Source organism: Niallia sp. M35 (assembly GCF_050971705.1).
In the GTDB taxonomy this organism is placed as follows: Bacteria; Bacillota; Bacilli; order Bacillales; family Cytobacillaceae; genus Niallia; species Niallia circulans_A.
Map to the genome: position 1 here is coordinate 51021 of NZ_JBPCEP010000003.1, position 25953 is coordinate 76973.

Genomic DNA, 25953 nt, shown 5'->3' on the forward strand with positions numbered 1-25953 from the left:
ATAGAATGGATACGTCATCAGATTATTGTAATAAGGAGATTTGCTAAATGGAAAAAGTATTGATATTTGGTCATAAAAATCCGGATACGGATACTATTTGTTCTGCGATTGCGTATGCAGAATTAAAAAAGGCACTTGGAGTAGAAGCAGAGGCTGTTCGTCTTGGTGACGTTAGTGGAGAAACAAAATTCGCATTAGATTATTTTAAAACAGAGGCTCCTCGTTTTATTGAAAAGGCAGCTACAGAAGCTAATTCAGTTATCTTGGTAGATCACAATGAATTCCAACAAAGTGTGGAAGACATTAAAGATGTTACAATTTTAGAGGTTATTGATCACCATCGTATCGCTAATTTCGAGACAAGTGATCCTTTATACTACCGTGCTGAACCAGTAGGTTGTACGGCAACTATATTAAATAAAATGTATAAAGAAAATAATGTAGAAATTAAGAAAGAAGTTGCTGGATTAATGCTTTCAGCTATTATTTCTGATTCCTTATTATTTAAGTCACCAACTTGCACAGAACAAGATGTACAAGCTGCCAAGGAATTAGCGGAAATTGCTGGTGTAAATGCAGAACAGTATGGATTAGACATGCTGAAAGCTGGTGCTGATTTAAGTGATAAAACAGTTGATCAATTACTAAGTATTGATGCAAAAGAATTTACAATGGGTACATATAAAGTAGAAATTGCGCAAGTGAATGCAGTTGATACAAATGATGTCATTTCCAAACAAGCTGAATTAGAAACGTCTATTCAAGCAATTATCGACAAAAAAGGATTAGATTTATTCTTGCTTGTCGTAACGGATATTTTAAATAACGATTCTGTTGGTGTTGCTTTAGGCAATAAAGCAGAAACAGTAGAGAAGGCATTTAATGTATTATTAGAAAATAATAGTGCCTTATTAAAAGGTGTCGTATCTCGTAAAAAACAAATCGTACCAGTTTTAACAGAGACTTTTGAAGCGCTATAATCACTTGTTCAAATGGTCTTTTAATAAATGGTGCTGATTGGGAAAGCAAACAAGTGAATTAGAGCATAAGAGGCAGGTCTGTTCGCATTGTGAACGGTTCTGCCTTTTTTATTGGTCTAAGTGTAATTGGTTGAAATACTGCTGTCCTATTAGTTATGTAATTAATTGGTAAATTTTTGTTGGGATATATGATACGTTTAAAGTAAATGAAGAGGGCGTGATATGAAAGTAATATTCAAATTGTTTATAGGGATATTTATTGTTTTTACATTAACAGGGTGCTGTGGTGAAGATACATGTGAACTGCACTCCATTTTTTGTACACTAAAATAATCGGGATGCAGTGCAACGTTGAAGTTGTTGTGGCTTAATCTATGGAAAGCGAAGTGATTCTGTCGACGTTTTTTCTATAATATGTAAGTTGAATTATATATATTTCATTTCCAAAGAACTACTTATACTTTTAATGGGAGTCAAAAAAGCCGTCATTGTAACTAGAATGCAAATTATCTTCCTGTTAAAAATTCAACAAATTTTACGCACTCAATTTAATAATTATAAATTAATTGGTTAATCTATAAGAAGGTTAACAGTAGAACTTAGAAAAATACTTTACCAAATAAGAGGAGGAGGGCATATGTCACTAAAAAAAACAATATTTATCTTTCTGTTTTTTTCTAGCTTTTTCCTTATTATGTCCACTAATGTAGAAGCAAAAACAGGTTTAAATATTGGTGAGGAAGCGCCAGATTTTAAACTGAACGATTTAAATGGAAAGACAGTGCGGTTGTCTGATTATAGAGGAAAATCTGTCATGATAAATTTTTGGGCAACTTGGTGTCCACCTTGTAAAAAAGAGATGCTTGATATAGAAACTTTTTCTAAAAAAATGCAAGATCATTGGGTTGTTCTCGCGGTTAATGTGGATGGTGGAAATGAAAGAGGAGTTAGACAGTTTGTAAAGGAAAGAAATTTAACATTCCCTGTCTTAATAGATAATAACGATATGGTTTCAAATCAATATCACATTCTTAGTATTCCCACAACGTTTTTTCTTAATGAAGAGGGAATCATTATTAATAAGGGTTTCAGTATGTTAACACTTCAACAAATGATGAAAATGACACAAGATTAACAGAGTAAAGTTCACAAAAAATTAACAATGTAAGCGGTTTACAAAGGGAGCAACCTATACTATAATTACAAATGTAGCAAAGGAGTGCACACCTTGTTTATTTTCTGAAAAAACAAACTTTTCAAATAGATTTAAAGATTATTTCTTTTTATTGTAATAATTATCTAACTTTTTGGGAAATATGTGAATACAAAATACTTATTAAAGGAGAATGAAGATGAGAAAACCTCGTAAACGTTCATTTCAAGAACTCGTATTAGAAAATAAAATGCAGTTATTAAAGGATCGAGAAGCGATTGAAAAAATAGAAGAACGGTTAGAAAGAAAACATTTGAAAAAAGCACGTTAATGAAGAAATTACCATCAATTCTGCTTGTTCTTTTGTACAAACTATAGTTGAAGGAGTTGATTTGATGAGTAATCCTAAAAAAGACAGCAAACACTTTGTTCCAAGTCATATCGGATCTAAATCTAGAAGCTTTGGTGGGAACAAAGGAAAGCAAATGCAGGACAAATCAGGACAACATGCTCAAGTAATACAAACAAAGGGCGAATAATCCTTCCTATCGAATAAAGGAAGATGAATAAAAAGCAATGGCTTCTTTTCTAATTGAGGCTATTGCTTTTTTTGCCTTCTATGATTGAGTTACACATTTTTCAAGGATAGCAATTTGCATCCTGCATATATTATGGTTATCAGATATTCACAGTGTGAAAAGTACATAATCATTAACGAAAAAGAAGGAATATGTTAGTATTAATAAGGAATTAAATTTATTAAGAGATGTGAATATATTGAATAACGAGAAAATAATTACAAATAGAAAATATCCAGAAATTTTTCTGATAGAAAAGGAATTTGAAGAACATGGATTTGTGCAAGATGAAAAGAAGATTTTAGATGAAATACAAAAATTAACTGAGGGTGAGAATGGAAAAGAAATCTCTCAGTTATTAACGATTGCTGCTTTATCAAGAATGTACACCGATAAAGAAGATACGATAGCGGTTGCCTGGTTGAATAAAGCGATTGAGCTGGATGAAGAGAATAAAACAGCTCTAAAATACCTTTCCCAATTCGATTGGAAAAATTTCAGCGGCTTACTGGATTCACTGGTTTTTCCTAATATTCGCGAAACGGATAATCGGACCGCCAAACGAAAAATTGCTGAGCAATATATTAATAATTGCCGCTCGTTTTTAGAACAGATGGATGAGGAAGCTACCCATCTGCAAAATCAGAAGAAAAATGCATCCCTATATGAAAATAGGGATGCTGTTGCAAAATATGAAGCAATTGAAGAATTATTACAAAAGGTAATGGAGAAAACGTCTCAGTTATTAAAATCAGCAGAAGAATATGAAGAGTCTATTAGCGGCGTGTTTCACACATCGATTTATTATGAGAGTGTAAAAGAATTAATTGAAGAATTGACTGAATTAAAGGATGAATGGACAAGCCTTTTTGTAGAAGATGTAGAGGAAGATAATAAGTCTCTTTCCTCTTTAGAGGAACTAGAGCAAATGGTAGGATTGGATGCTGTAAAAAAAAGAGTTTATGATTTTTATCAATTTTTACATTATCAAAAGTCTCGGAAAAAGCTAGGCTATAATATTCAAGATGAATTAAGCTTAAATATGATATTTACAGGAAATCCAGGTACTGGGAAAACTACTTTGGCAAGATTGATGGCAAAGATTTATCATGAATTGGGCGTATTGCCAAGCGCTGAAGTTGTGGAGACAGATCGGTCTCAATTAATCGGCGGCTTTATGGGACAAACAGAGGAAAATGTCCGTTCTGTGGTAAAACAAGCGGTTGGCGGTGTCTTATTTATCGATGAAGCCTATAGCCTAAAAAGAGAAGGACAGTCTGGAAATGATTATGGTCAAACGGCAATAGATACTCTTGTATCTTTAATGACAGGTTCAGAATTTGGTGGTAAATTTGCTGTCATTTTAGCAGGATATCCTGAAGAAATGCGTCAATTTTTAGACGGAAACCATGGTTTAAGAAGTCGCTTTCCTGCTTCTAATATGATTCATTTGCCAGATTATACACCAACGGAATTATTGGTGATAGGAGAAAGAATTGCTTCAGCGAATGACTATGTCATGACTGAGGACGGAAAAAAAGCATTGCTAAAAAGGCTTGAGAGAGAACAGGTAGATGAGAGCTTCGGAAATGCTCGAGCTGTTCGCAATATTGTGCTGGATGCAATATTTAGCAAAGGTTCTCGCAAAGCAAACGAACAAGAAATATTTAAATATACTCTATTGCAAGAGGCTGATTTTGTTTGTGAAGAAGATGACAAACAACTTGATCCTGCAAAAGAGCTTAATAAATTGATTGGATTAGCAAAAGTAAAAGATGAAATAAAAAAAATTATTGCGCTTGTTAAGGTGCAGCAATTGAGACAGACTAAAGCCAAAAAGAATCTGCCTATTCAACTGCATGCTGTCTTTACGGGAAATCCAGGTACCGGAAAAACTACGGTAGCTAAACTATACGCCCAGTTTCTTAAGGATTGCGGAATATTAAAAAGAGGTCACTTAGTTGTTACAAGCAGGGCAGATTTTGTCGCCGGCTATGTTGGCCAATCAGCTATTAAGACAAGAAAAAAAATAAGAGAAGCCCTTGGCGGGGTGCTATTTATCGATGAAGCTTATTCATTGTTAGGAAATAGTGGTCAGGATTTTGGGAAAGAGGTTGTTGATACATTAGTCATGGAAATGACAAAGCATAATGAGAATTTAGTTGTTATTCTTGCAGGATATCCGAATGAAACCAATACTCTATTACAAAGCAACCCAGGATTAACTTCAAGGTTTAAAAAATTTATCCATTTTGAAGATTATTCTGCAGCAGAATTGGTTGAAATCATGAAGTTATATGCAGATAAATACGATTATTTATTATCAACAGATGCAATCCAATTACTGCAAAATATGCTGCCGACAGTATCTACGGATGGAAATGGACGATTTGCAACTAATTTAATCGATGAAGCAGTTCAATTACAGGCTTTACGACTATCTGAGCAATTAGAACAAGGAATAGATGCAGATGTTTCTACGATAACTGCTGAGGATATTGAAAGTGTACTAAAAGAGAAAAGGAGAATCGACGAATAGGCTGGTGACGAATACAGATGGACAATTACTTTCTCTCAATAAGGGATATTGAAATGGATTATGTTGATATCGATATGATAGGGTGCTCGTTAAACAATTGCTAAAAAAGTCAAGCTTCAAATGTTGAATTAGAGCATAAATCTTGATATATAGGGATTTATTGGAGTTTTTTATTTGTTTTTTAACTTGCTGATTTTTCCTAACTTATCCTGAATTTTCTTGTAATTAACAAATTGCGGTGATTATAGTCAATCCAAGATAATCACCGTGACAACAAGTGGTAAAAAATATACATCATTTGTTTAATGATGCAATTTTAGTTGCCAGAAGAGACCTAGTTGTAAGTGTAGGAGGGAGAGGTTAGAAGGGGGGGATTTTTGAAAGTGAATAAAGAAAAATAAACGATATACTAAACATTAGAAATCGTGCGCAAGAATTTGTTGCCTATAAGTATAAAAAAAACTGAGGCTGAAAGAGAAAAAATAAATAACTTATATTAGCACTTGCATTATTAGGAAATAAACATAAGGAATCCTCATCCTAATCCTAGAACTCCTTAGCCATAGACTTAAAAGAAACAGAATTAAAATCGAACTTGATGAGTTTAAAGGTATATATTAGATAATACGACACTTGCTAAATTTTATTATCTGTTGGTACTTTTTATAGAATTTACAACAAAAAGTAAAACAAATACAAACCTACAGAGCCTGCAAGAAAATTATGGATATAGTACGATAGAAACAGAGTGAAAATGAAGTGTAAAACTAAAAGAAGTATGGTTTAGGGAATATTTTCAATTGGAGTGATTAAATGGTTATAAATGATGTTTACCTAAGAAGAAAAAACAAATTACTATTGAATAAAGGTAATGAAAAAACTCCACAGAAAAAATACATTGCGACAATATTATTAAACATTGATAATTTGGGATTTACATTATCAAATGATATTATTGAAATCCTATATACATATTCCATAAGTCAATTAAATAGTTTCTACATTGCTTTAGTTAAAAATTTAAAAGAGTTAGTAGGAGCAAACAAACAATACAATCCAATGTATCCTAATTTTCCCCACCAAGTAATGGATGCAGATGCCTCAGAATTATTCATTAATGCTATTTTTCATTACTGGTCTTTTGGATCATTACTTCCTAATTATAACAAAGAAGAGAGATTACCATTATATGATATAACAACCAAGAAAGTAATAGAGACGGGTACCGAGGAAGAATTTGAAAGTATTTTTATAAATCTATTATCTTCTAAAACTTCTATTTCTGAAACTGATAAAGAGGATTTAAGTTGGTTTTTCAATGAATATCCTGACAAAGTTAACAATATCTTACCTAAAGAAATACCTTCAAAAGAAAATGTAGCTTTGTTATCTATATTGTTACTGCATAATAACATAAATACTTCTGTATTATTTGATTATGTAAAGACAGCTACTGATGTATTAAGAATTGCCGTTGCTATGTCAGAAGGCGATATTAGTTTAGCAACTAATACAAAGTTTAAAAGTTTCAAACGTAAGGAAAGACGTTTATTAATGTCCTTATTAGAAAATTGTTCTAATATTGAAGAGGATATGAAACGATATAAGAATAGATGGATTAGATTAGGTGAAAGATTACATCCTACAGAATTTAAAAGATATGAAAAAGTAAAAGAGGCTTTTACTAAGCTGAGAAATAATCAACCAATTCAAACTTTTAATGGTGTGTTAACTAATGCGCTAGAAAATAATAGAATGGATCAAGCATTATCTTTATTAGTGAAAAGACCAGGGGAATTCGCACGTAAATTAGATCATTTAATAAGATTGCATACTAACCCAAATGTAATACTAAATGAATTTAAAAATGTGGCGGATAGTGTTGAAACTACAGTGCTATTGCAAGTTAGGGAGCACTTTAAAAATAGAAATAATCAAAAAGAGAAAAGAACATTTTTCCCTAAAGGTAATGTTGCTAAATTATTTGTCATTGATAATAACCTTCCTGAGATTGAGGAGAATATATGCAATAGCATAGTACAAATCTGCGAAAATAGTTTAGTAAATGAATATAAGAAAAGGGACTATCTTGGTAAGGTTTATCTAGATGAATCATTAAAAAATTATCTTGTGCCTTTTTCGCAACGTTCAGCAAGTAAGTCACTTAAATCAGTAGTAAGAGGTTCAAAATTAGATATAAGCGATTCAACCAGTACTATTCGCTCCTTTATTTATTGGAAAGAAAATAATTTGGATAGAGCCGATATAGATTTGTCTGCAGTAATGTATGATGATAATTGGGATTACTTAGAGCATGTGTCCTATACAAATCTGAGATCATCAAAGTATAAAGCTTTTCATAGTGGTGATATTACTTCAGCTCCTCATGGAGCAAGTGAATTTATCGATTTAGAAATTGAATCTGTTAGAAAATTTGGAGGAAGATATATAGTGCTTTCAATCCAATCCTTTACAGGTCAAACTTTTAGTGAGTTACCCGAATGTTTTATGGGATGGATGAGCAGGAAAAATCCAAATTCTGGAGAAATTTACGAACCTAAAACAGTCGAGAACAGAATGGATGTAACTTCTGAAGCTAGAGTAAGTATACCTATGATAATCGATCTTCATGAAAACAAAGTGATATGGACAGATATAGCACTTAGAAACAATCCTGATTATTACAATAATGTGGAAGGTAATAAAATAGGTATGGTATTAATGGGTAAAGCAATGACTACTTTAATTAAACCTAATCTTTATGAGTTAATAGAATTGAATATTAAGGCAAGAGGGGAAAAATGTGATAATATAGAAGAGGCAGATATTGTATTTTCTATAAATCAAGGTGTTACTCCTTTTGACCAGGATGTAATTGTGTCACAATATTTATAAGTTAAAATTGGGCTATTGCTTGTCTTCCTTCTATATCCATCTTCCTGAATTAGATGAGCAAATTCCCCGATTGTTTAATTAAGGCTATGTTATATCTTCCTTCAAACTACAATCTGTGTGAATGAATTAGATATGACAATTTCCTTTATAAAGGTTAGGGTGATAATAGCCCTGACCTTTTATTTACTATATTGCGATTGGATTTATTTAAAAGATGTAGTATTATGGATAATATTCATTGGTCTTTTCTGTTTTGAAGCAGTAATAACCAGGGAATTGGACTACTTAAGATGCTTTCTAATGAAAAATTAAATTCTAGTTGATACCATATTTACATACATAAAATGAGTAATATTATGACTGTATTAAAAGAATTTGTTGAATAAATAAAAAAGAGAAAGTGTAAGTCTCTATTATAAGTAATTTAGTTGATGAATTTATGAGACTAGGTGAAAGAGTTATTAAATTAAACAGCTTATATATAATGTTGGACAATAAAAATCTTTTTAAGAACCTATGGTCATATAATGCATCAATTGCCATATCTGATGCAGTTAAGAAATTTAACGTTATCACAGAGTGATAAAAATGGTGATTATTTTATAAAAAGTTGAGAAAAGGAAGTGCTAGAAACCGTGGTATATGTGAGTTCTAGGGATATTGAATTGTATTATGCTGATACCGATATGATGGGGGTTATTTATCATGCGAATTATCTTAAATTTTTTGAACGAGGAAGAACTGGTTTAATTGAAGATCTTGGGTATAGCTATTTAGAAATGGAGAACAAGGGGTATTTTGCACCTGTTTATGATGTGTATGCCCAATATAAAAAGCCATTACGCTATGGAGATCAGGCAAAGGTGAAAACCTGGGTAGAAACAAACGATGGCATAAAAACAGTTTATGGATATCAGATAATTAATCAGGACGAAGAAGTTTGCGTAGAGGGAACTACTACGCATATTATCGTTTCAAAAGAAACATTTCGTCCTAAATCGTTTAAAAAGATGTTTCCAGAATGGTTTAATAAATATGAAGAAATTAAAAAGCAACCTTCTGACAAGTAAGGATAGCAAAAGGGAGTTGCCGATATGGCCTTTGGTTTGAAGAAAAGCGAACTAAGAGAATGGAAAAGAAAAATTGATAATGGAGAAATTGCTTTTTTAACTCATTATTGGCTGGATGATCGTTTTCCAGGCTGTAAGACTGTTACGAAAGTTGGCTGTGCGGATCTAGAGAAATTAAAAACCTGGGGAAAGAAATATGGCTTAAAAGAGGAATGGATACATTATCGTCATGACGGCTATTCCCATTTTGACCTATTAGGCGATACTCAAAAGAAGATTTTAAAAGAGGAAGGGATTGACCAACCTTTACGATAGAGATTAGGTATTGGAAGGTAACTTTTTTTACACTTGATCGAGATAAAGCTAGAAAAAATGTTATTATAAAAAAACAGTGAGACACTAGATGTATCTCACTGTTTTTTAACATTCGTACCACTAAACAATAATAGTGCTTAATGAGCATGACGGTATTCTGGTTCATTTGCAACTTCATTGAAATCTGCAAATAGATCATGATCATCAAAATACCATAAATCCTTTTCTTCGATATAGTAATGGATACCATCTTTTTCTGTTTCTACTCCAATGTTAACCGGCTGCTCATTAGAGATTCCTAATGAAAATCCTTGCTGAACAGTACTGCATCCACCATAACGTGCAAAGAAGCGTACATAGTCACCGTCTTTTAACATCATTTCATCTTTATACCATTCAGCTGCTTTATCACTAATTACAATTTTCATATTAACACCTCTTATGAATTTTGCTTCGACCATTGGAAGCATTTTAATTCTATTCTAATTATATGTTCATTATAAAGGAATGGACGAGAATTATCTAATATTTGAATTTAAGATTATTTTAAAATGTTTGTAAAGAGCTGCAAGTTTTATTTTAGTCTGCCTGTCCCTCTTTTTGCATATGCTCCATGATTTCTTTATAAATAGAAGGACTGTATTTATTGATTGCATGCTGTGAATCTTGCAATGGATACATTTTATAATCTTTTTCAGCCTTACTAGAAACAAAAGTGGGATAGAAAGAAGGTGCTTCCATCGTAATAGATGTCTGCTTTCCTAATTGCTTTTTCTTGACTGTAACAGTTACCATTCCACCAATATCCCGATACTCTTCGTCCTGACCAGATAAAAAGTTTCCTAATGAATAGACTACTAATCCTTTATGTCCATTATGACCTTTTACCCACTCGATTGGCTGCAAAACATGTGGATGACTGCCGAATATAATATGCACACCTTCATCTACAAAAAATTGTGCCAATTCTTTTTGCTCATTAGATGGGAACCGTTGATATTCGTTTCCCCAATGAATCATCATCACGACAACATCTGCTTCTTTTTTTGCTTTTTGGATTTCATTGCTCATTCTTTTTTTATCCAAGATATTTACAATATACTCTTTTCCTTCAGGAATAGGGATTCCATTTAACCCATAAGTATAGGCTAAATAAGCAACTTTAATGCCCTTTTTCTCTAAGACAACGACTTTATCTTGCTCATCCTTAGATAAGTAGGTTCCAACATGAGGGAGACCAATTTGATTTAAATAATCAAGGGAGAGCTTTTGTGCATCAACTCCTCGATCGAGGGCATGATTATTAGCCGTTGTGACAATATCGATGCCTGCTTTTTTTAAACTATCGGCAATTTCATGAGGGCTATTGAAAGCAGGATATCCGGATAAACCAATCGATTCTCCGGCAACAATTGTTTCTTGATTTGCTATTAGCAAATCAGGTTTTTTTAATTCACTTGCTATATTATCTAGCATTTTATCAAAATTAAACCGATTTCCTTCTCGTGCGTCATTGTAGACACGATCATGGATTAAAATATCGCCGATAGCAGCTAATGTTATTTCGCTGGATTCTTCTTTTGCTAAATTTCCTTTGTCTCTCCCTGAATTAGAACGTACTTCTTTATAGGTAGAAGAGGAGTTGTCGATTGTATTTATAAGTATTATGCCGATTATACCAAAAAGAAGAAGGATGAAAACGAATAGTAGATATGTTTTTTTCTGCATAACTAGCCTCTTTACTAATCTAAATTTTATTTGTTTCTTTACAATTAATAGCATAACAAAAAAATACTAGTTTGTAAGGAAAATAGGGGATTTTTACATAAAATAGGCTAACAGTAACTTTTTTGTTTCATATTTTCTTTAAGAAATATACAACGGAAAACAGATACTCATAGTTGTACCTTTGTCCTGTAAACTCCAGACTTTCATCTTTCCATCATATTTCTCAATTAGTTGTTTACATACATATAGTCCTATGCCTGTTCCGTTTTTTTTAGTTGTTTGCAGTGGTGTAAATAAGTTGTTTAATTGTGCTTTCGGTATTCCGCAGCCATTGTCTTTAATCTCAATAACTAATTGATTTTTTTGTTTTCTTGTGACAATTGCTACTTCTTTTGGAACAGATGAAAGATTTGCTTCTGTAGCTTCAAAAGCATTTTTCACTATATTAACAAACACCTGTGTGAAATGGTGTTTAGTGCCTTTACATAAAAGTTCATCTCTAGAAAATTTCGTTATTAGATTTATGTCTTTTAAATTAGCTTCACATTTAAAAATAGGTATTAAATTTAGGAGTAATTCGTTTATAGATAATGGAGTAATATCGTCTCCTTGTGTTTTCGAAAGTGTTAAAAAGTTTGTGATTAGCTCATTTGCTCGTGCTAATTCTCCCAGAGCGATAGCAGTGTACTGGTGAATAAGTTCGACATTATTTGTTTGCTTTATTAATTGAAGGAAGCCACTTACAGTAGTTAATGGATTACGCACTTCATGTGTAATACTAGTAACCATTTTAGCGATATTTTCACTGTAAGTGGTGGAAAGGGACAGTGATTGCAAACTATCAGTTAGTGCTTCCATGGTTGCTGATTGTTCTTGCAGCTTTGCCTCCACACGCTTCCATTTATTGATAAAACATTGAAAAGTTGCCTCAGGTTCATGAAAAGATGTAGTTGGTAAGGTCATTTCGCATTCGCTCCTTTAACAATTATAGTAAAAGGTATGACGAAATAAATCATTTTATGTCAAATAAATATTCGACCAAGAAAAAAAGACCATAATCGGTCTTTTTTTCTTATAACCAGTTTACTTTTGGCTCTGTTTTATTAATAATTCTTTTAATATTCGCTCGATGTCTATAGACAACAAAAATAGTAAGAATCGCCAAGATGATAATGAGTAATTTATCTTCCCATAGAATAAAGGAATATATTAAACCTGCCAAACCAGCAACCATAGAGGACAGCGAAACATATTTTGATAAATAGAGGGAAATAAAAAAGACCGCAACAATAATCAGGAATAAGATAGGTTCGTGTCCAAGAAGAATTCCTGCTGAAGTAGCAACTGCTTTTCCTCCCTTAAAACCTGCGAAAATGGGATACATATGGCCAATAACAGCAAATACTCCAATTATAAGTGGATTTATATCCATTTCCACATTCCAAATAAGTGTGACCAACAGTGGAAGGACTGTTGCAATCGTTCCTTTCAGTATATCGGAGATTGTAACAGCAAAGCCTGCTTTTTTTCCAAGAACGCGAAATGTATTTGTACCACCTAAATTTCCACTGCCATGTTCTCGTATATCTATATTGTAAAAGGATTTGCCTATTATTAGTCCAGAAGGAATAGATCCAATTAAATAAGCGAGTATAATTAAAAGTCCAATAATCAATTTCGTATTCTCCTTCACGTATGTATACTATTTGCCTTTATATTGTACCATGTAATTGCTAAAACTCATCATTTTTTCAAAAAAATAATCTATATATCTTGCCATTAAAGGTAAAAACTAAAGGAATACAAGCTGAAATTTGGTGAGAAGAGGGGAAGAGATGAAACGAATATTCTTTCTTCTATTTATTATTTTTATCATGTTTTATAGTGGTACCATTTATCATCATTTGAAAAAGCCACTGCCTAAAGGGTTGTCTATAGAAGGTGTTATTCATCAGGTAAAGGATGTTGAACTATTAATAGATATAACCTACAAAAACAATAAAAAAAACAGAATGGTTCAACATGAAATAATTAATTCTATGTTAAAGGAAGTAGAGAAGGCAAATGAATTTATCATAATTGATATGTTTTTATTTAATAATGATACAAATGAAGACCAACAATATCCAAAGATAGTAGAAAAATTTACAGAAGCGTTAATTAAGAAAAAGCAAGAAAACCCAATGATAAATATTATTTTTATAACGGATAAAATTAATACTGTGTACGATTCGTATCCGTCGGAAGAATTTAAACAATTAAAAGAAAACGGAGTGAAAGTGATTGAAACTGAGCTGAACGATTTGCGAGATTCTAATCCACTTTACTCTGGCTTTTGGCGTATGTTTGGACAGTGGGTAAAAACAAGAGGAAATGGACATCTGCCAAATTTTCTTGCAAAAAGCGCTCCAAAAGTTTCAGCTATATCCTATTTAGAGTTACTAAACATAAAAGCAAATCATCGTAAAGTTATGATTACTGAAAATACAGCAATTATCTCGAGTGGTAATATTCATAATGCAAGCGGTTATCATTCAAATGTTGCCTTTAAATTGCATGGGAATATCCTTAACGAATTGCTGAAAAGTGAGGAGAGTGCAGCAAGATTAAGTGAACCGATTGATTTGCCGAGAATAAAAGAACAAGCTGAAACAAAAAATACTAATGTGAAAATTCAATTATTAACAGAAGGAAAAATTGGTAAGCATATACTACAAGAAATTAAAAATACCCAAAAAAGTGAAGTTATTTGGATTGGCATGCTCTATTTAGCAGATCAAAAAGTAATCAAGGAAATAAAGGCAGCTGCCAAAAGAGATGTAAAGATATATATAATATTAGACCCAAATCAAAATGCATTTGGCAATAAAAAAACTGGCTTACCCAATATCCCCGTTGTAGCTGAACTAAGAAAAGCAAAAGCCGCAAACAACATTCACATTAAATGGTATAACGCAGGAAAAGAGCAATTTCACCCGAAACTCTTATATATAGAAAGATTGAAAGCTAGAGAAAGCACCATTATAAGCGGCTCAGCCAATCTTACGCAAAGAAATCTTTATGACTTTAATTTGGAGACAGATATAAAAATTATCGCGAGACAAAAAGAAAAAATTATGAGAGATACAAAGAGGTATTTCCAAAAATTATGGGAAAATGAGCAGGCTGATTTTACAAAAGAAGTTGATAGGCAAAAAAACTTCCCCATTTTTCGCTATATTATTTATCGTTTGCAAAGGATGCTAGGCTTTACGACTTATTAAGTTAATTAATAATTTCTGATCCTTTTCAAATACTAATATTACGGAAACGGAGGGAAAGATAATGAATAAAAAAGATATATTAACCTCATCAGAGCTTGCAACATTATGGATGACTTATCAAGAAAAAACAATGTTTCTTCGATTTGTTGAATATTTCCATGCTGTTAATGAAGACAAGAAAGAGAAGAACTTCTATGAAAGTCATCTCACCAAGTTAGCAAAAGAAATAAAGAAAATTGAAGCAATATTGACAGCGGAAGGAGCTATTATTCCGCATGGGTTTTCTGACCAAGATGTGAATAAACAAGCACCGCCTTTATTTCAGCCAACTTTCGCCTTGCAAATCGTAAGAATGCTCGCAGAAATAGGCATGGGACTACACGCTTTACATTTAGCAAGATCTTATCGAAAGGATATAATTCGTTTATACCAAGATTTATCTGTTACAACCCAGCATTGTTATGAAGAATGTACTGAACTGCTAATAGATAAAGGAGCCTTAAGCCGCCCGCCTCAAGTCGCAATGCCTGAACAAGTAGAAGTGGTTGTTAGTACGGAATATTTGAAAGGTACAAACATATTAGGTGATAAAAGAGTTTTAAATACGGTAGAGGTTTCTTTTCTCTATCAATCAATTGAAAGCAATAGTATTGGGCAACAATTAATAACTGGATTCGCTCAAGTAACAAAAGATCCTGAGTTAAAAAAATTCTTTACACAAGGTAAAGAACTTTCCAAAAAAATAATTGCGAAACTTTCAAAGAAATTAACGGATGATGATATACAAGTTCCATTAGGGTGGGTTGGTAGTCCAACGCTTTCTACGATTGCTCCATTTTCCGATAAATTAATGCTTTATTGTATAAGTTTATTTTGTAGTTTTGGACTTGGCAGCAATGCCATTGGTACGACCTTTAGCTTGCGCAAAGATTTGTCAGCAACCTTTATTCCTCTTATTGCGAAGATTTATGATTATGGAGTACAAGGGGCGGAGTTAATGGCTGAAAAAGGATATACAGAAGAGCCGCCAGCAATGGAGAATCGTCAAAATTTAATAAACAGAAAATAGTTCTTTCCTATTTAAAGGGAATGGCATTTTACTTATCAGTATATAGAAATAGTGCTATGATATACCATATAGATGATCTTGTTAAAGGGAGATGGCGCTATAGTGACTGGATTTTTCAGTTTGGAAAAAGATTTAGCACAAAAAATAAATAAACTTAAGGAAATGAGCAGGGGATTCTCAGAAAGAGCAAAGGAAATAGATGAAAGTGCATCTTTTCCTTTTGATAATGTTAAAGAATTACAGGAATCAGGTTACACAAGTTTAACCATACCAAAAGAGTTTGGCGGTCAAGAAATTTCTTTATATGAAATGGTAAGACTACAAGAAGTGATTGCCCAAGGTGATGGGTCTACTGCTTTATCCATCGGTTGGCACATGGGAATCGTAAGAAATATCCAAGAAGCAAATTGGAATAAAGATACATTAAGAGAGATATATGAGAAATTATTAACTGGCTCCTTAATAAATGGAGCTGCGACAGAACCGCAAACTGGTAGTCCCACTAGAGGTGGAAAACCTCATACAACCGCTGAAAAAAAGGGCGAGGATTGGGTTATAAATGGTCATAAAACCTTTACAACAATGTCTCCTGTTTTAGATTATTTTCTTGTAACAGCATCCATAAAAGATACAGATAATGTAGGGAATTTCTTAATACCTAAAGAGTGCAGAGGCATTCGTATTGAAAACACATGGGATAGCATTGCTTTAAGAGGAACAGGAAGCAATGATGTTTATTTTGAAAATGTGGAAATTCCAGCTCGTTATTTTGTTGAAAAATTAGATAGTCGAAAAAAAATCAATCCATGGCTTCTGCATATTCCGGCATGTTATTTAGGAATCGCCGGTGCTGCACAAAAAGAAGCAGTTACTTTTGCGAAAAACTATTCTCCAAATAGTATTAAAGGAACAATCAGCGATATTCCGAGTGTAAGATCTAAAATAGGAGACATAGAGTTAAAAATGCAAACGGCTAAACACTTTCTATATTCTGTAAGTAAAAAATGGGATGAAGCAAATAAAGAGCAACAATCCCATATGCAGCCAGAATTAAGTGCTGTTAAGTTAGTAGCCACGAATACTGCCATTGAAGTGGTAGATATGGCAATGCGCATCGTCGGCGCCCGCAGTCTTTCTGCAAAAAGTCCGCTTCAACGCTATTACCGAGATGTACGCGCAGGCTTACATAACCCACCAATGGATGATATGACACTTGATCAGCTGGCGCAAAAGTCTATTAATGAATATTAAATAATATTTCAAAAGGAATTTTTGAAAAAAACTTATCTATCATCGGAGTCGAGCGTATTAGGAAACAACGGATGTTTGTTTTGGAAATAGATGGTGGCTGGAATACTACTATCCCAGCCACCACAAACATATGTTTAGCTAACTTTTTTCCTGTCAACCTTTATTCTATACGTCTGATAAAGGCGTAGAAAATAATTTTCTATTTTAAACGCACCATTTATGTATCTTTTTAATCCAATCACTACCAATTCCTCTATCAAAATTAAACCAAGGAATGCAAAAATGAAAATACTCAATAAAAATCCCTCCTTCAGCAAGCTTATAACTTCTATTTCTATTCCTTTTTTTTCGAAAATCAAAACAATGGACTATCATAAAATAATATGAACATCTATCTTTTTAAGAACATAAATATAATAGTAAATTCCAATAAAAAAGTAGTGCGAAACCATTGAAAAATATAGAAGAATAACGCATAATCATATCTTGAATAATCGTTTTTAAGAATTTTAAACACATTTATAAAAAAGTGCTTTACCTATATAAGGATATAAAATAAACATATAAAGGGAGATGGAAGATGAAAATAAGAGTTTCTGCCGTACAATACAAATTAGAAAACATTAAGTCATTTGAAGAATTTGCTAAACAATGTGAGCATTATGTTCGAACAGCACTTGAATTTGGTGCAGAATTTGTGTTATTTCCTGAATTTTTTACAACACAGCTTTTATCCATGGGAAATGAAAATAACGCTTTAACAATTAATGAGCTTCCAGGATTTACGGAGCAATATCAGGAATTATTCAGATCATTTGCTGTGCAAACGGGAATGCATATTATCGGTGGAACTCATGTCATTCGCAAAGAAGATAAATTATATAATGTAGCGCATTTGTTTTATCCAGATGGAAGAATAGAAGAACAAGCAAAGCTTCATATCACACCTACAGAGGAATATGAATGGAATATGGAAAAAGGAGACTCCTTCCGTATTTTTGATACAGAGAAAGGAAAAATTGCCATTCTAACTTGTTATGATATTGAATTTCCAGAAATTGTCCGTATGGCAAAAGCAGCAGGAGCAGATGTGATTTTTTGTCCTTCTTGTACAGATGATCGTCATGGTTTTCATCGTGTTCGCTATACTTGTCATGCAAGAGCCATTGAAAATCAAGTATATGTAGTTGTAACAGGAACAATTGGAAGCTTAACGAATGTGGATTTTATGCGAGCCAACTTTGGGCAGGCAGCAGTCATTACTCCTAATGATATCCCATTCCCCCCACAAGGAATTCTCGTTGAAGGGGAATTAAATAATGATATGATTGTAACAGCAGATTTAGATCTTTCCTTATTATATGAAGTAAGAGAAAAAGGCTCTGTCACAACATGGAGAGATAGAAGAACAGATCTTTATCCAGACTGGAATTCGACTGTGGAAGGATGATTACTGCATGATCTTTAGTGAGTTTTTTCTTTATGATGAGGGAAAAACCGATTCGATGTACGGTCCGAAATTATCAAGAAAAGGATTTTAACGAACTAATGGCTATTCAAGCAGAATGTTTTCCTGCCCCGTTTCCAGAAGATCTCTGGTGGAACGATGAACAATTAGCAAATCATCTTGCTTATTTCCCACAAGGGGCAATCTGTGTGGAAGTGGAGGGAGAACTTGCTGGATCATTAACAAGTCTCCGTACAATTTATGATCCTGAACATTCCCAGCACACATGGGGGAAAATAACCGATAATGGCTATATTACCACACATGATGAGAATGGAAATGCCTTATATGTAGTCGATATTAGTATCCGGCCAAAATATCGTAAGCTCGGTTTAGGTAAAGTGCTAATACAAAGTGCCTATTATTTAGTTATACACTTAGGCATAGAGCGATTGCTTGGTGGTGGAAGAATGCCAGGTTACAGAAAAGTGGCCGACAAACTTTCTCCCGCAAAATATTTAGACTATGTGATGGCAGGTAAATTGCAAGACCCTGTTCTAACGTTTTTACTGCGATGCGGAAGAACGCCAGTAACGATATTGTCTAACTACTTGGACGATGAAGATTCTTTAAATTATGCCGTATTAATGGAATGGAAAAATCCCTTTCAAAACATATAAAACAGCGAATGTCTTATTTGATCTTCGAGGAGTGAATAGATTACTCCTCTTAAGATCGAGTGAGACATTTTTTATTATTTAAGGTATTCGGATTATGGTTGAGATTTCCTACTTAAAAGAAAACACCTAACATTAATCGGATAATAGTCACAATTTCCCCATTCATATAGAAAATCTCATAAAAAATATCCTCTAACTATTGACACTTACGTTGCGTAATTCTTTACAGTAGCAGTTGAAGGAGGTACAAAAAGATGGATAGGAGAGTAAAAGGAGTAGCTGAAGCGGGATATAATTTTCAATAAACTTGCACCCTTTGTGATCTATCTCCCGAATCTAAAAAAATATAAGTAAAATTAAAGAATGGTATGACTTTTTTAATGAAAAACTTGCCAAATACTATCCTGTTCCCTTTATGGATAGACAATCCATATTAACGATTTACCGAAAAACTTTGATAAATATGGTATTCAGATAAGCAAAAAAGGTGGTAGCAATGAAAATAGTAATCGAAAATACAACCGAGCAATATGAAAAGTTGTTCTCTATGGAGGATGAAAAAGAAAACTACTTTCGGTATTCCATGATGAAACCTTTTGAAAAAATGTGGAATACTATTAATGTTCCTTTAAAAGCTAATCAATCTAATGGATATGACGTAATATTGGCTACAAAAATGCTTGGGTATCTTGATGTTACGAAAACCGAAATCGGAAAGATAGCGTTAGAGAATCTAAAGAAGATTCAAGCACTTCAAACGGCATATGATACCTTAAATCACTGTGTTGATTTTATACAAGAGAACAACTTAAAATTAAATACTGATGAATTGAAATTTGGAATGTATATAGCTGATCCTAAAAAGCTAGAATTACAAAAAGGTTATTGTGGCTTTGGGGGAATTCCTGGGTTTATTCAAGTGGCAATTTTCCCCAACTCTTATAATATACCTAAAATCCCTGCTGTCATTGCACATGAATTTCATCATAATCTCCGTTTCTCTTATTTTGATTGGGATCATGGTAATGTTACGGTTGGAGATTACCTAATAATAGAAGGTTTAGCAGAGTCATTTGCAAAAGAGTTATACGGAGAAAAACATTTAGGTCCTTGGGTTACTTCTTTTCATAAAGAGGATTTAGAATACTCAATCGAAGTAATAAAAGATGCATTAAATGTTAAGGGATTTGCGGAGGTTAGCAGTTATATGTTTGGTGACACCATTGCAATAGAACAGGGATATCAACCTGTTGGCCTATCACCGTTTGCGGGATATGCAGTTGGGTATCATGCAGTACAGTCCTTCATAAAAACCAATAATGTGGGGATAGGAGAAGCAACCTTACTTAGTGCAGAGGAAATACTAAACAATTGTGAAATGTTTTCTTAAATCGTTTTTTTATATGAGGGGCTGGGACAAAACTAAAAAGGCTATGCTTAAAGCTGAATAATCATTTGGTTACTGGAGCGCAATGGAACGAACTTGTTTTTTAGCTATAAAAAGGATAAATCAATGAAAAAATCGAACTATTACAATGTTTTATTGTATTATAGTTCGGTTTTTCTTTGTGTAAAATCCTTTTGCCCCACCCTCTTTTCTTGTTTAAGCAATTCATAAATGATTTTTATTGAATATAACCAATACAATAAAGGAAATGAAATAATGATCACCAATATGCTCTAAGATTCTTGATAGGAAGGAGAGTAAATCTGATTATAAATATCTGAGGAGAGAATACTTTATTATCCTCTCCTCATTACCAATAATAAGGTACAAGTGCTAATTACAAAGCCTTTACCGATTCTTTGAATCGTTTAATCAAGACGTTGTTCGAGATTACACATTTGAAGCCATTAGATTTAACCCTCTTTTTATATTCTTTTCCGATTACCATAATAGAGTTTAATTTCTATAATTTAAAAGCTTCTTGTACGAAAAAAGCAGCATAAACTGGGATAAAGTCTTTTTTTATATAATGAGGAAAAAACAATAAAACAAAAATAATTGACATGTAATTAATTAAGTTATATATTATTAAATGGTTAATAATTAAGAAGTTAAACATTTATTTATTAAGTAATTTTAGAAAGGACGGGGGATAGGTGCATAATGGCGAAGAGCTTTTTGAAGTTGCAGCGATGTTTGGCAACTTTATTAAAAATATAACTAGTGATTTTAATAAAAATAGCAGTGATTTAAATATTACTCAATATAAACTGCTTTTTCATTTAGATAAGGAAGGATCCCTAAATGTTTCAGATCTTGCTAAAAGCGTACACATTACAAATGCTGCTGTAACAACTATAACCGATCAGCTATTGGCGGAAGACTATATTACAAAAGATCGATCAAAAACTGATCGAAGAGTGGTCAATATTACCATTACCGATAAAGGAAGAAGTATCGTTAATAATATGAAAAAAGAGCAGCAGAATAAAATGAAGGAACACTTTCATAAGCTAACAGAGGAAGATATTCAACATTTAAAACGTATCTTTAAATTATTAAACGAAAATTTCTAAAATTTTATAAGAAAAGAGAGAATGCAATGGAACATTTAACACACAAGAAAAAACTGTCAATTATGATAGCTATCATGGCAGCTATGTTTTTTGCAGCGATTAACCAAACAATCGTTAGTACTGCAATGCCGAAAATTATTTCTATCCTAGATGGGATGGACTATTATACATGGACCATTAATATTTATATGCTTACATCCACAATTGCCACAGTTCTTGTAGGCAAGCTATCCGATATGTATGGACGTAAGCCGTTTTTATTAATTGGGATATTATTATTTATGGTTGGTGCTTTCTTAACAGGTACTTCCAATGACGTATTTCAATTTATTGCCTACCGTGGTATCCAAGGGATAGGTGCTGGTATTATTCAATCTTCCGCTTTTACAGCAGTTGGTGACTTATTCCCGCCTCGTGAACGTGGAAAATGGATGGGATTATTAACAGCTGTATTTGGTTTCTCCAGTGTTCTAGGACCTCTATTAGGAGGCTACTTAGTTGATCATTTAGATTGGCACTGGTTATTCTGGATTTTCTTACCAATTGGTATTATTGCTTTCGGTATGATTATGGCACTATTCCCTAAAGTTGAAGGAAACGGAAAACAAAGTATTGATTATATTGGATCTTTATTTATGACTGTTGCTATTGTTCCATTATTATTGGCCTTTTCATGGGCAGGAACAGAGTATGCATGGGGATCTGTACAAATTCTCGGATTGATTGCAGCTAGTATTGTTTTTGCTATTGTGTTTGTATTGGTGGAAAAGAAAGCAAAAAATCCAATTTTACCATTACATCTATTCAAAAATAATATTGTGACTGTTTCTAATATAATTGGTTTTATTATGAACTTTGGAATGATGGGTGCCATGATTTATCTATCTTTCTTTGTTCAAGGGGTATTAGGGATTTCTCCTACTTATGCTGGTTATGTAACAATGCCGATGTCTATTGTTATGGTTATCTCCAGTACCATTATCGGTCAGTTAATTTCAAAAACAGGGAAATATAAACGTTTTGCATTAATCGGAGTTCCAACAATGATCGCTGGTATGGCCATTATGATCTTTATGAATAGTGTACCAATGGCGATTTTAAGTATGATTGTGTTTGGTTTGGGATTAGGTATTGGTATGCCGGTATTTTCAATTGCTACCCAAAATGCCGTTTCCCATAAAGAATTGGGAGTAGTAACTGCTTCCACTCAATTATTCCGTAATCTAGGTGGTACAATTGGTATTGCTGTCATGGGTACCGTTATGGCAAATAATCTAAAGACAAACTTGCAAGATACGATGCAAAACTCGCCAGTAGTGAAAGATTTAGCAACATTAGATCCGAAAGTAACAGAGCAAATGGTTGGTTTCGCCAATCCACAAGCATTGATGAATAAACCATTACTTGAACAGACAGAAGCAAATTTACCCGCAGATGTACAACCGATATTTGCACAAATGATTCAAGGAATCAGAGATGCATTAGGAGATACATTATCAACGGTATTCTTAACTGGAACCATCGTATTAGTTGTTGCCTTTTTATTAGTATTCTTCTTAAAAGAAATTCCTTTAAGAACATCTAATCAAGCAGCTCCTGAAGAAAAGAAGGAAGAAAATATCGTTTTAGATAGACAAAAATCTTAATACGAATGCGATTTGGCTGTCTCCAAATTTTTGGAGACAGCCTTTTGTTTGCTTATTTCATGACAAGAACACAAATTGCAACCTATTTTTGGAAAAAGCTGAAATTTTCTCGCACAACCTTTTTTCTGTTATAATAAGTTATAGTAATAGAATGAAAAAAGTAGGGATGTTAAATGAAAATTATCTGTTTTGGAGATAGCCTAACTAGAGGTGTCTCATTTGTAAAAGGTAGGATAAGAATTATTAAAGATAATTATCCCGCTTTGCTTGGAAAATTATTTGCCTTAAATAATTCGGATGATACGATTGTCTTAAATAAAGGTGTATTTAATGACAATTCTGATTTATTACTGAAGCGACTAGAGAAGGATGTTCTTTCTGAGGAGCCGAATTATGTTTTATTAAACGTTGGTGGGAATGATTGCAATTTTCAATGGCAAGAAGTAGCCGAAGATCCTGATAGTAATCATGAGCCGATTGTTCCGATAAATCAATATATCGAAAACATTGCTCAAATGGTCACAAAAATGAAGCAATCTAATATCACGCCAATATTGTTAACTTTGCCACCACTTGATCCAGTAAGATATTATAAATCAATTGCAGAAAGATATGGGACAACTATTAGTCATTGGATTAGCTGCTGTGGTGGGATAGAGCATTGGCATGGTTTATATAATTTTCATTTAAACAAATTAATTGAGCAATTAAATCTTCCAAGTATTGATGTTCGCTCAGCTCTTAAAAAGGCTGGGAATATTGCTGATTTTATCAGTGATGATGGAATTCATTTAAATGCTGAAGGTTACAAGAAAATGAGTTATTTCATTTTTGAGGAGATGAATCGATTAACCGGCAGACAACACGAACAATTATCGTAACTTATCTTTTTTTGTAAGAAAATAGTGGAAATAGTTTTTATACACACTAGGTATGGAATATTTTTGGAATTTGCGATAAGATAATGGGACAAGCAGTCATCAATAGGTAGATTTAAATAGTGGAGGAAATTCAGATGAGCACATTGTACGAAAAAATAATTGATGTTTTGCAACAAAAAGGACCGACAACCCTTTCCGCTATTTTTAATGAATTAAATAGTTATTTAGGAGAGGAAGAAACACCTATTTCTATGTCCTCCATAAAGTCTGTACTTTCTCGAAAAAAAGACTTGTTTGAGGTTTACGATGATATAGTATCCATTCACCCAGAAAAAGAAATTACAAAACTAATTGTTGAATATAAAGTAAATCAAGAACATTCTTTCAGTATTCATATCGATTTTGATCTTCGCAACTACTTAATTCAAGAATGGAGTCAGTTTCCAATTGTGATTCCTCCGGTTTTTAATAAAATTGAACCGGAAGAGTTTGATGCTTTAAGGATGGAATTATATCGCTTGAAAATGTGGGATTGGGAAGAAGAAATGCTAGGAATTGAAACAGTTAAATGTACTGCCCGATTGGTTACTGTAACCTCGACTTATACGGTCGATTTAGTGAATATGCAATCAAAGGAATGGAGACAACTGCAGAAAATGATTTCTCTTTTTACTGATTTAGAATTATTGCTTAAATAAGTTAATCGATTGGGAAGTATGAGTGATAAATAGACGCAGTTATTGTCCCTTGATAAGGTAAAGAGGCTAGCTGCAACCATTCATTTATAATAGGGATAACAAAGCCAAACAATTATACACAACTTCGTATAATTGTTTGGCTTTTTATTTTGTTTCATATTAGAAATAGTTCGTTTTCTAGATTGTTTCATACGTGTTAGGTGGAAAATATCTTAGGAATCATTTGGGAAATATCGGAAGGATTTAGCGATACATAGTCCATAATCCAATATCTTCAAAGCCGATTTTTTTATAAATTTTACCAGCGTCAGGATTATCGTAAAATAAGCAGACAAACTGTTTGTCGTCTAATATATCATTAACAAGAGCCGTCATTAGCTTACTTGCCAATCCTTTATTTCTGTAGCCTTTATGTGTGCAGACGCCGACAATCATTGCTGAATGGGAATTTTCGGCCGTAGTGGAGACCGTTGATATAATTTCTCCTTTATCGTTTTCCAGAAAATATGTCCGCCCGGTTTGAGACTCGATCGCTTTCTTGAGCATATTTTTCGAATCTTCTGTAGTAGTAAATTCAGCAATAGAATTCCGTAATGTGACAATGCGATCAATATCATCAAGGGTAGCCTTTTTGATCATATCTATTTGTTTGATCTCTCGCTTTTTGCCGCATTGAGCAAAATAAGTCACTTTTTTCTTTCCTAAATTTAAAGAGGGAAGCTTTTCAAATTTTTCTACTAAATCAGCTCTTCCTGATAAGGTTACTGGATTCGTATTGGTTTCCATTATAGCTGCAAAAGCTTGGACATCAAAATGATCTTTATCGACAGCGTAAAATATATAGCTTTCAAAATATTTGAGAAGTACTGCTTTTATCTCTCCACTATGGAATTCTCCCCAAAGTTTTTGAAATGCAGAATGATACCCGAATGCCTCAATATCGCCAATAATAAAAAGATTCATTGAAGGGTCTTGAAGCAAAAATCTCATTACCTCAGCATGATCTTGCTCTGTAAGTTCTCGAATCATTGTATAACCTTCTTTCTGCTTTCTGAAAATAGTTAATTGTAAGTTTATCATAATATTAAGAATGTATATAGAACTAAAAGGATAAAAATAGGATAATTATAAATAGTATTTTACAGTTAAAAAATGAACACAGACAGAGGAAAGAAAAATCCAATCCAGCTTTGCTATCAGCTGGATTGGATTTTTGAAGTTAGTAAACATCTTACTA

General features: G+C 33.0%; 24 protein-coding genes. 18 read left to right on the forward strand and 6 right to left on the reverse strand.

Features of this window, described 5'->3' with window-relative positions; translation table 11 throughout:
* Window positions 1-47 precede the first annotated feature (47 nt).
* The 8 genes from NiCM35_RS04155 (at window position 48) to NiCM35_RS04190 (ending at window position 9530) form a co-directional block, all read left to right on the forward strand.
* On the forward strand, window positions 48-980 hold the full coding sequence (locus NiCM35_RS04155) for a manganese-dependent inorganic pyrophosphatase (RefSeq protein ID WP_095328540.1): 933 nt from the start codon (window positions 48-50) through the stop codon (window positions 978-980).
* Between the two features lie 637 nt (window positions 981-1617).
* Window positions 1618-2115, forward strand: a complete 498-nt coding sequence (locus NiCM35_RS04160) for a redoxin domain-containing protein (RefSeq protein WP_171509616.1) — start codon at window positions 1618-1620, stop codon at window positions 2113-2115.
* 217 nt (window positions 2116-2332) lie between these two features.
* Window positions 2333-2464, forward strand: coding sequence for an FbpB family small basic protein (locus tag NiCM35_RS04165; protein WP_031540139.1), 132 nt, complete (start codon window positions 2333-2335; stop codon window positions 2462-2464).
* 64 nt (window positions 2465-2528) lie between these two features.
* A complete protein-coding gene (locus tag NiCM35_RS04170; RefSeq protein WP_433778725.1) occupies window positions 2529-2672 on the forward strand; it encodes an acid-soluble spore protein N in 144 nt (47 codons plus the stop codon).
* A gap of 238 nt (window positions 2673-2910) precedes the next feature.
* Window positions 2911-5250: an AAA family ATPase gene (locus tag NiCM35_RS04175; RefSeq protein WP_095328541.1), complete on the forward strand. Its 2340-nt coding sequence runs from the start codon at window positions 2911-2913 to the stop codon at window positions 5248-5250.
* A gap of 813 nt (window positions 5251-6063) precedes the next feature.
* Entirely contained in the window at window positions 6064-8145 is a 2082-nt protein-coding gene (locus NiCM35_RS04180; protein WP_171509618.1) for a TerD family protein, read from the forward strand.
* Between the two features lie 623 nt (window positions 8146-8768).
* Window positions 8769-9215 (forward strand): acyl-CoA thioesterase, encoded by a 447-nt coding sequence (locus NiCM35_RS04185; RefSeq protein WP_275068591.1) that lies wholly within the window; start codon window positions 8769-8771, stop codon window positions 9213-9215.
* 24 nt (window positions 9216-9239) lie between these two features.
* Window positions 9240-9530 carry a hypothetical protein gene (locus tag NiCM35_RS04190; protein ID WP_095328718.1) on the forward strand — a complete coding sequence of 97 codons (291 nt, stop codon included), beginning with the start codon at window positions 9240-9242 and terminating at the stop codon, window positions 9528-9530.
* A 137-nt stretch (window positions 9531-9667) separates the two neighbouring features.
* Here NiCM35_RS04190 and NiCM35_RS04195 read toward each other — a convergent pair whose 3' ends face one another.
* From NiCM35_RS04195 to plsY, 4 genes are all read right to left on the reverse strand, one after another.
* A complete protein-coding gene (locus NiCM35_RS04195; RefSeq protein WP_095328719.1) occupies window positions 9668-9958 on the reverse strand; it encodes a HesB/YadR/YfhF family protein in 291 nt (96 codons plus the stop codon).
* Between the two features lie 151 nt (window positions 9959-10109).
* The gene (locus NiCM35_RS04200; protein WP_433778728.1) at window positions 10110-11258 is read right to left on the reverse strand and encodes a CapA family protein; all 1149 of its coding nucleotides are present in this window, start codon (window positions 11256-11258) and stop codon (window positions 10110-10112) included.
* Window positions 11259-11396: 138 nt separating this feature from the next.
* On the reverse strand, window positions 11397-12221 hold the full coding sequence (locus tag NiCM35_RS04205; RefSeq protein ID WP_433778730.1) for an ATP-binding protein: 825 nt from the start codon (window positions 12219-12221) through the stop codon (window positions 11397-11399).
* Between the two features lie 109 nt (window positions 12222-12330).
* Window positions 12331-12933, reverse strand: coding sequence for a glycerol-3-phosphate 1-O-acyltransferase PlsY (plsY, locus tag NiCM35_RS04210; protein ID WP_095328722.1), 603 nt, complete (start codon window positions 12931-12933; stop codon window positions 12331-12333).
* Between the two features lie 160 nt (window positions 12934-13093).
* Between plsY and NiCM35_RS04215 the strand changes: the two genes are divergently transcribed.
* From NiCM35_RS04215 to NiCM35_RS04225, 3 genes are all read left to right on the forward strand, one after another.
* On the forward strand, window positions 13094-14521 hold the full coding sequence (locus NiCM35_RS04215; RefSeq protein WP_095328723.1) for a phospholipase D-like domain-containing protein: 1428 nt from the start codon (window positions 13094-13096) through the stop codon (window positions 14519-14521).
* Between the two features lie 61 nt (window positions 14522-14582).
* Window positions 14583-15590 (forward strand): DUF3231 family protein, encoded by a 1008-nt coding sequence (locus NiCM35_RS04220; RefSeq protein WP_095328724.1) that lies wholly within the window; start codon window positions 14583-14585, stop codon window positions 15588-15590.
* 162 nt (window positions 15591-15752) lie between these two features.
* A complete protein-coding gene (locus NiCM35_RS04225) occupies window positions 15753-16841 on the forward strand; it encodes an acyl-CoA dehydrogenase family protein (protein WP_371471412.1) in 1089 nt (362 codons plus the stop codon).
* A 134-nt stretch (window positions 16842-16975) separates the two neighbouring features.
* Here the strand turns inward: NiCM35_RS04225 and NiCM35_RS04230 are convergent, their stop codons facing one another.
* A complete protein-coding gene (locus NiCM35_RS04230) occupies window positions 16976-17137 on the reverse strand; it encodes a hypothetical protein (RefSeq protein ID WP_163186902.1) in 162 nt (53 codons plus the stop codon).
* A 284-nt stretch (window positions 17138-17421) separates the two neighbouring features.
* On the opposite strand from NiCM35_RS04230, the gene NiCM35_RS04235 reads away from it, so the two are divergent.
* From NiCM35_RS04235 to NiCM35_RS04265, 7 genes are all read left to right on the forward strand, one after another.
* The gene (locus NiCM35_RS04235) at window positions 17422-18291 is read left to right on the forward strand and encodes a carbon-nitrogen hydrolase family protein (RefSeq protein WP_433778733.1); all 870 of its coding nucleotides are present in this window, start codon (window positions 17422-17424) and stop codon (window positions 18289-18291) included.
* 32 nt (window positions 18292-18323) lie between these two features.
* A complete protein-coding gene (locus tag NiCM35_RS04240) occupies window positions 18324-18968 on the forward strand; it encodes a GNAT family N-acetyltransferase (protein ID WP_433778735.1) in 645 nt (214 codons plus the stop codon).
* Between the two features lie 496 nt (window positions 18969-19464).
* Complete coding sequence (locus tag NiCM35_RS04245; RefSeq protein ID WP_123257656.1) at window positions 19465-20358, forward strand: DUF2268 domain-containing putative Zn-dependent protease; 894 nt, start codon at window positions 19465-19467, stop codon at window positions 20356-20358.
* 713 nt (window positions 20359-21071) lie between these two features.
* Window positions 21072-21491, forward strand: coding sequence for a MarR family winged helix-turn-helix transcriptional regulator (locus NiCM35_RS04250; RefSeq protein WP_123259437.1), 420 nt, complete (start codon window positions 21072-21074; stop codon window positions 21489-21491).
* Window positions 21492-21517: 26 nt separating this feature from the next.
* The gene (locus NiCM35_RS04255; RefSeq protein ID WP_123257658.1) at window positions 21518-23137 is read left to right on the forward strand and encodes an MDR family MFS transporter; all 1620 of its coding nucleotides are present in this window, start codon (window positions 21518-21520) and stop codon (window positions 23135-23137) included.
* A 173-nt stretch (window positions 23138-23310) separates the two neighbouring features.
* Window positions 23311-24018, forward strand: coding sequence for an SGNH/GDSL hydrolase family protein (locus tag NiCM35_RS04260; protein WP_095328730.1), 708 nt, complete (start codon window positions 23311-23313; stop codon window positions 24016-24018).
* Window positions 24019-24152: 134 nt separating this feature from the next.
* Entirely contained in the window at window positions 24153-24716 is a 564-nt protein-coding gene (locus NiCM35_RS04265; RefSeq protein ID WP_095328731.1) for a hypothetical protein, read from the forward strand.
* 243 nt (window positions 24717-24959) lie between these two features.
* On the opposite strand, the gene NiCM35_RS04270 is transcribed toward NiCM35_RS04265, so the two are convergent.
* Window positions 24960-25745 (reverse strand): GNAT family N-acetyltransferase, encoded by a 786-nt coding sequence (locus NiCM35_RS04270; protein ID WP_095328732.1) that lies wholly within the window; start codon window positions 25743-25745, stop codon window positions 24960-24962.
* Window positions 25746-25953 lie beyond the last annotated feature (208 nt).

Coding starts and splice junctions, on each gene's coding strand:
- NiCM35_RS04155 (WP_095328540.1), top strand. CDS start 48: ATGGAAAAAGTATTGATATTTGGTCATAAAAATCCGGATACGGATACT.
- NiCM35_RS04160 (WP_171509616.1), top strand. CDS start 1,618: ATGTCACTAAAAAAAACAATATTTATCTTTCTGTTTTTTTCTAGCTTT.
- NiCM35_RS04165 (WP_031540139.1), top strand. CDS start 2,333: ATGAGAAAACCTCGTAAACGTTCATTTCAAGAACTCGTATTAGAAAAT.
- NiCM35_RS04170 (WP_433778725.1), top strand. CDS start 2,529: ATGAGTAATCCTAAAAAAGACAGCAAACACTTTGTTCCAAGTCATATC.
- NiCM35_RS04180 (WP_171509618.1), top strand. CDS start 6,064: ATGGTTATAAATGATGTTTACCTAAGAAGAAAAAACAAATTACTATTG.
- NiCM35_RS04190 (WP_095328718.1), top strand. CDS start 9,240: ATGGCCTTTGGTTTGAAGAAAAGCGAACTAAGAGAATGGAAAAGAAAA.
- NiCM35_RS04195 (WP_095328719.1), bottom strand. CDS start 9,958: ATGAAAATTGTAATTAGTGATAAAGCAGCTGAATGGTATAAAGATGAA.
- NiCM35_RS04200 (WP_433778728.1), bottom strand. CDS start 11,258: ATGCAGAAAAAAACATATCTACTATTCGTTTTCATCCTTCTTCTTTTT.
- NiCM35_RS04205 (WP_433778730.1), bottom strand. CDS start 12,221: ATGACCTTACCAACTACATCTTTTCATGAACCTGAGGCAACTTTTCAA.
- NiCM35_RS04215 (WP_095328723.1), top strand. CDS start 13,094: ATGAAACGAATATTCTTTCTTCTATTTATTATTTTTATCATGTTTTAT.
- NiCM35_RS04220 (WP_095328724.1), top strand. CDS start 14,583: ATGAATAAAAAAGATATATTAACCTCATCAGAGCTTGCAACATTATGG.
- NiCM35_RS04225 (WP_371471412.1), top strand. CDS start 15,753: ATGAGCAGGGGATTCTCAGAAAGAGCAAAGGAAATAGATGAAAGTGCA.
- NiCM35_RS04235 (WP_433778733.1), top strand. CDS start 17,422: ATGAAAATAAGAGTTTCTGCCGTACAATACAAATTAGAAAACATTAAG.
- NiCM35_RS04240 (WP_433778735.1), top strand. CDS start 18,324: ATGATGAGGGAAAAACCGATTCGATGTACGGTCCGAAATTATCAAGAA.
- NiCM35_RS04245 (WP_123257656.1), top strand. CDS start 19,465: ATGAAAATAGTAATCGAAAATACAACCGAGCAATATGAAAAGTTGTTC.
- NiCM35_RS04255 (WP_123257658.1), top strand. CDS start 21,518: ATGGAACATTTAACACACAAGAAAAAACTGTCAATTATGATAGCTATC.
- NiCM35_RS04260 (WP_095328730.1), top strand. CDS start 23,311: ATGAAAATTATCTGTTTTGGAGATAGCCTAACTAGAGGTGTCTCATTT.
- NiCM35_RS04265 (WP_095328731.1), top strand. CDS start 24,153: ATGAGCACATTGTACGAAAAAATAATTGATGTTTTGCAACAAAAAGGA.
- NiCM35_RS04270 (WP_095328732.1), bottom strand. CDS start 25,745: ATGATTCGAGAACTTACAGAGCAAGATCATGCTGAGGTAATGAGATTT.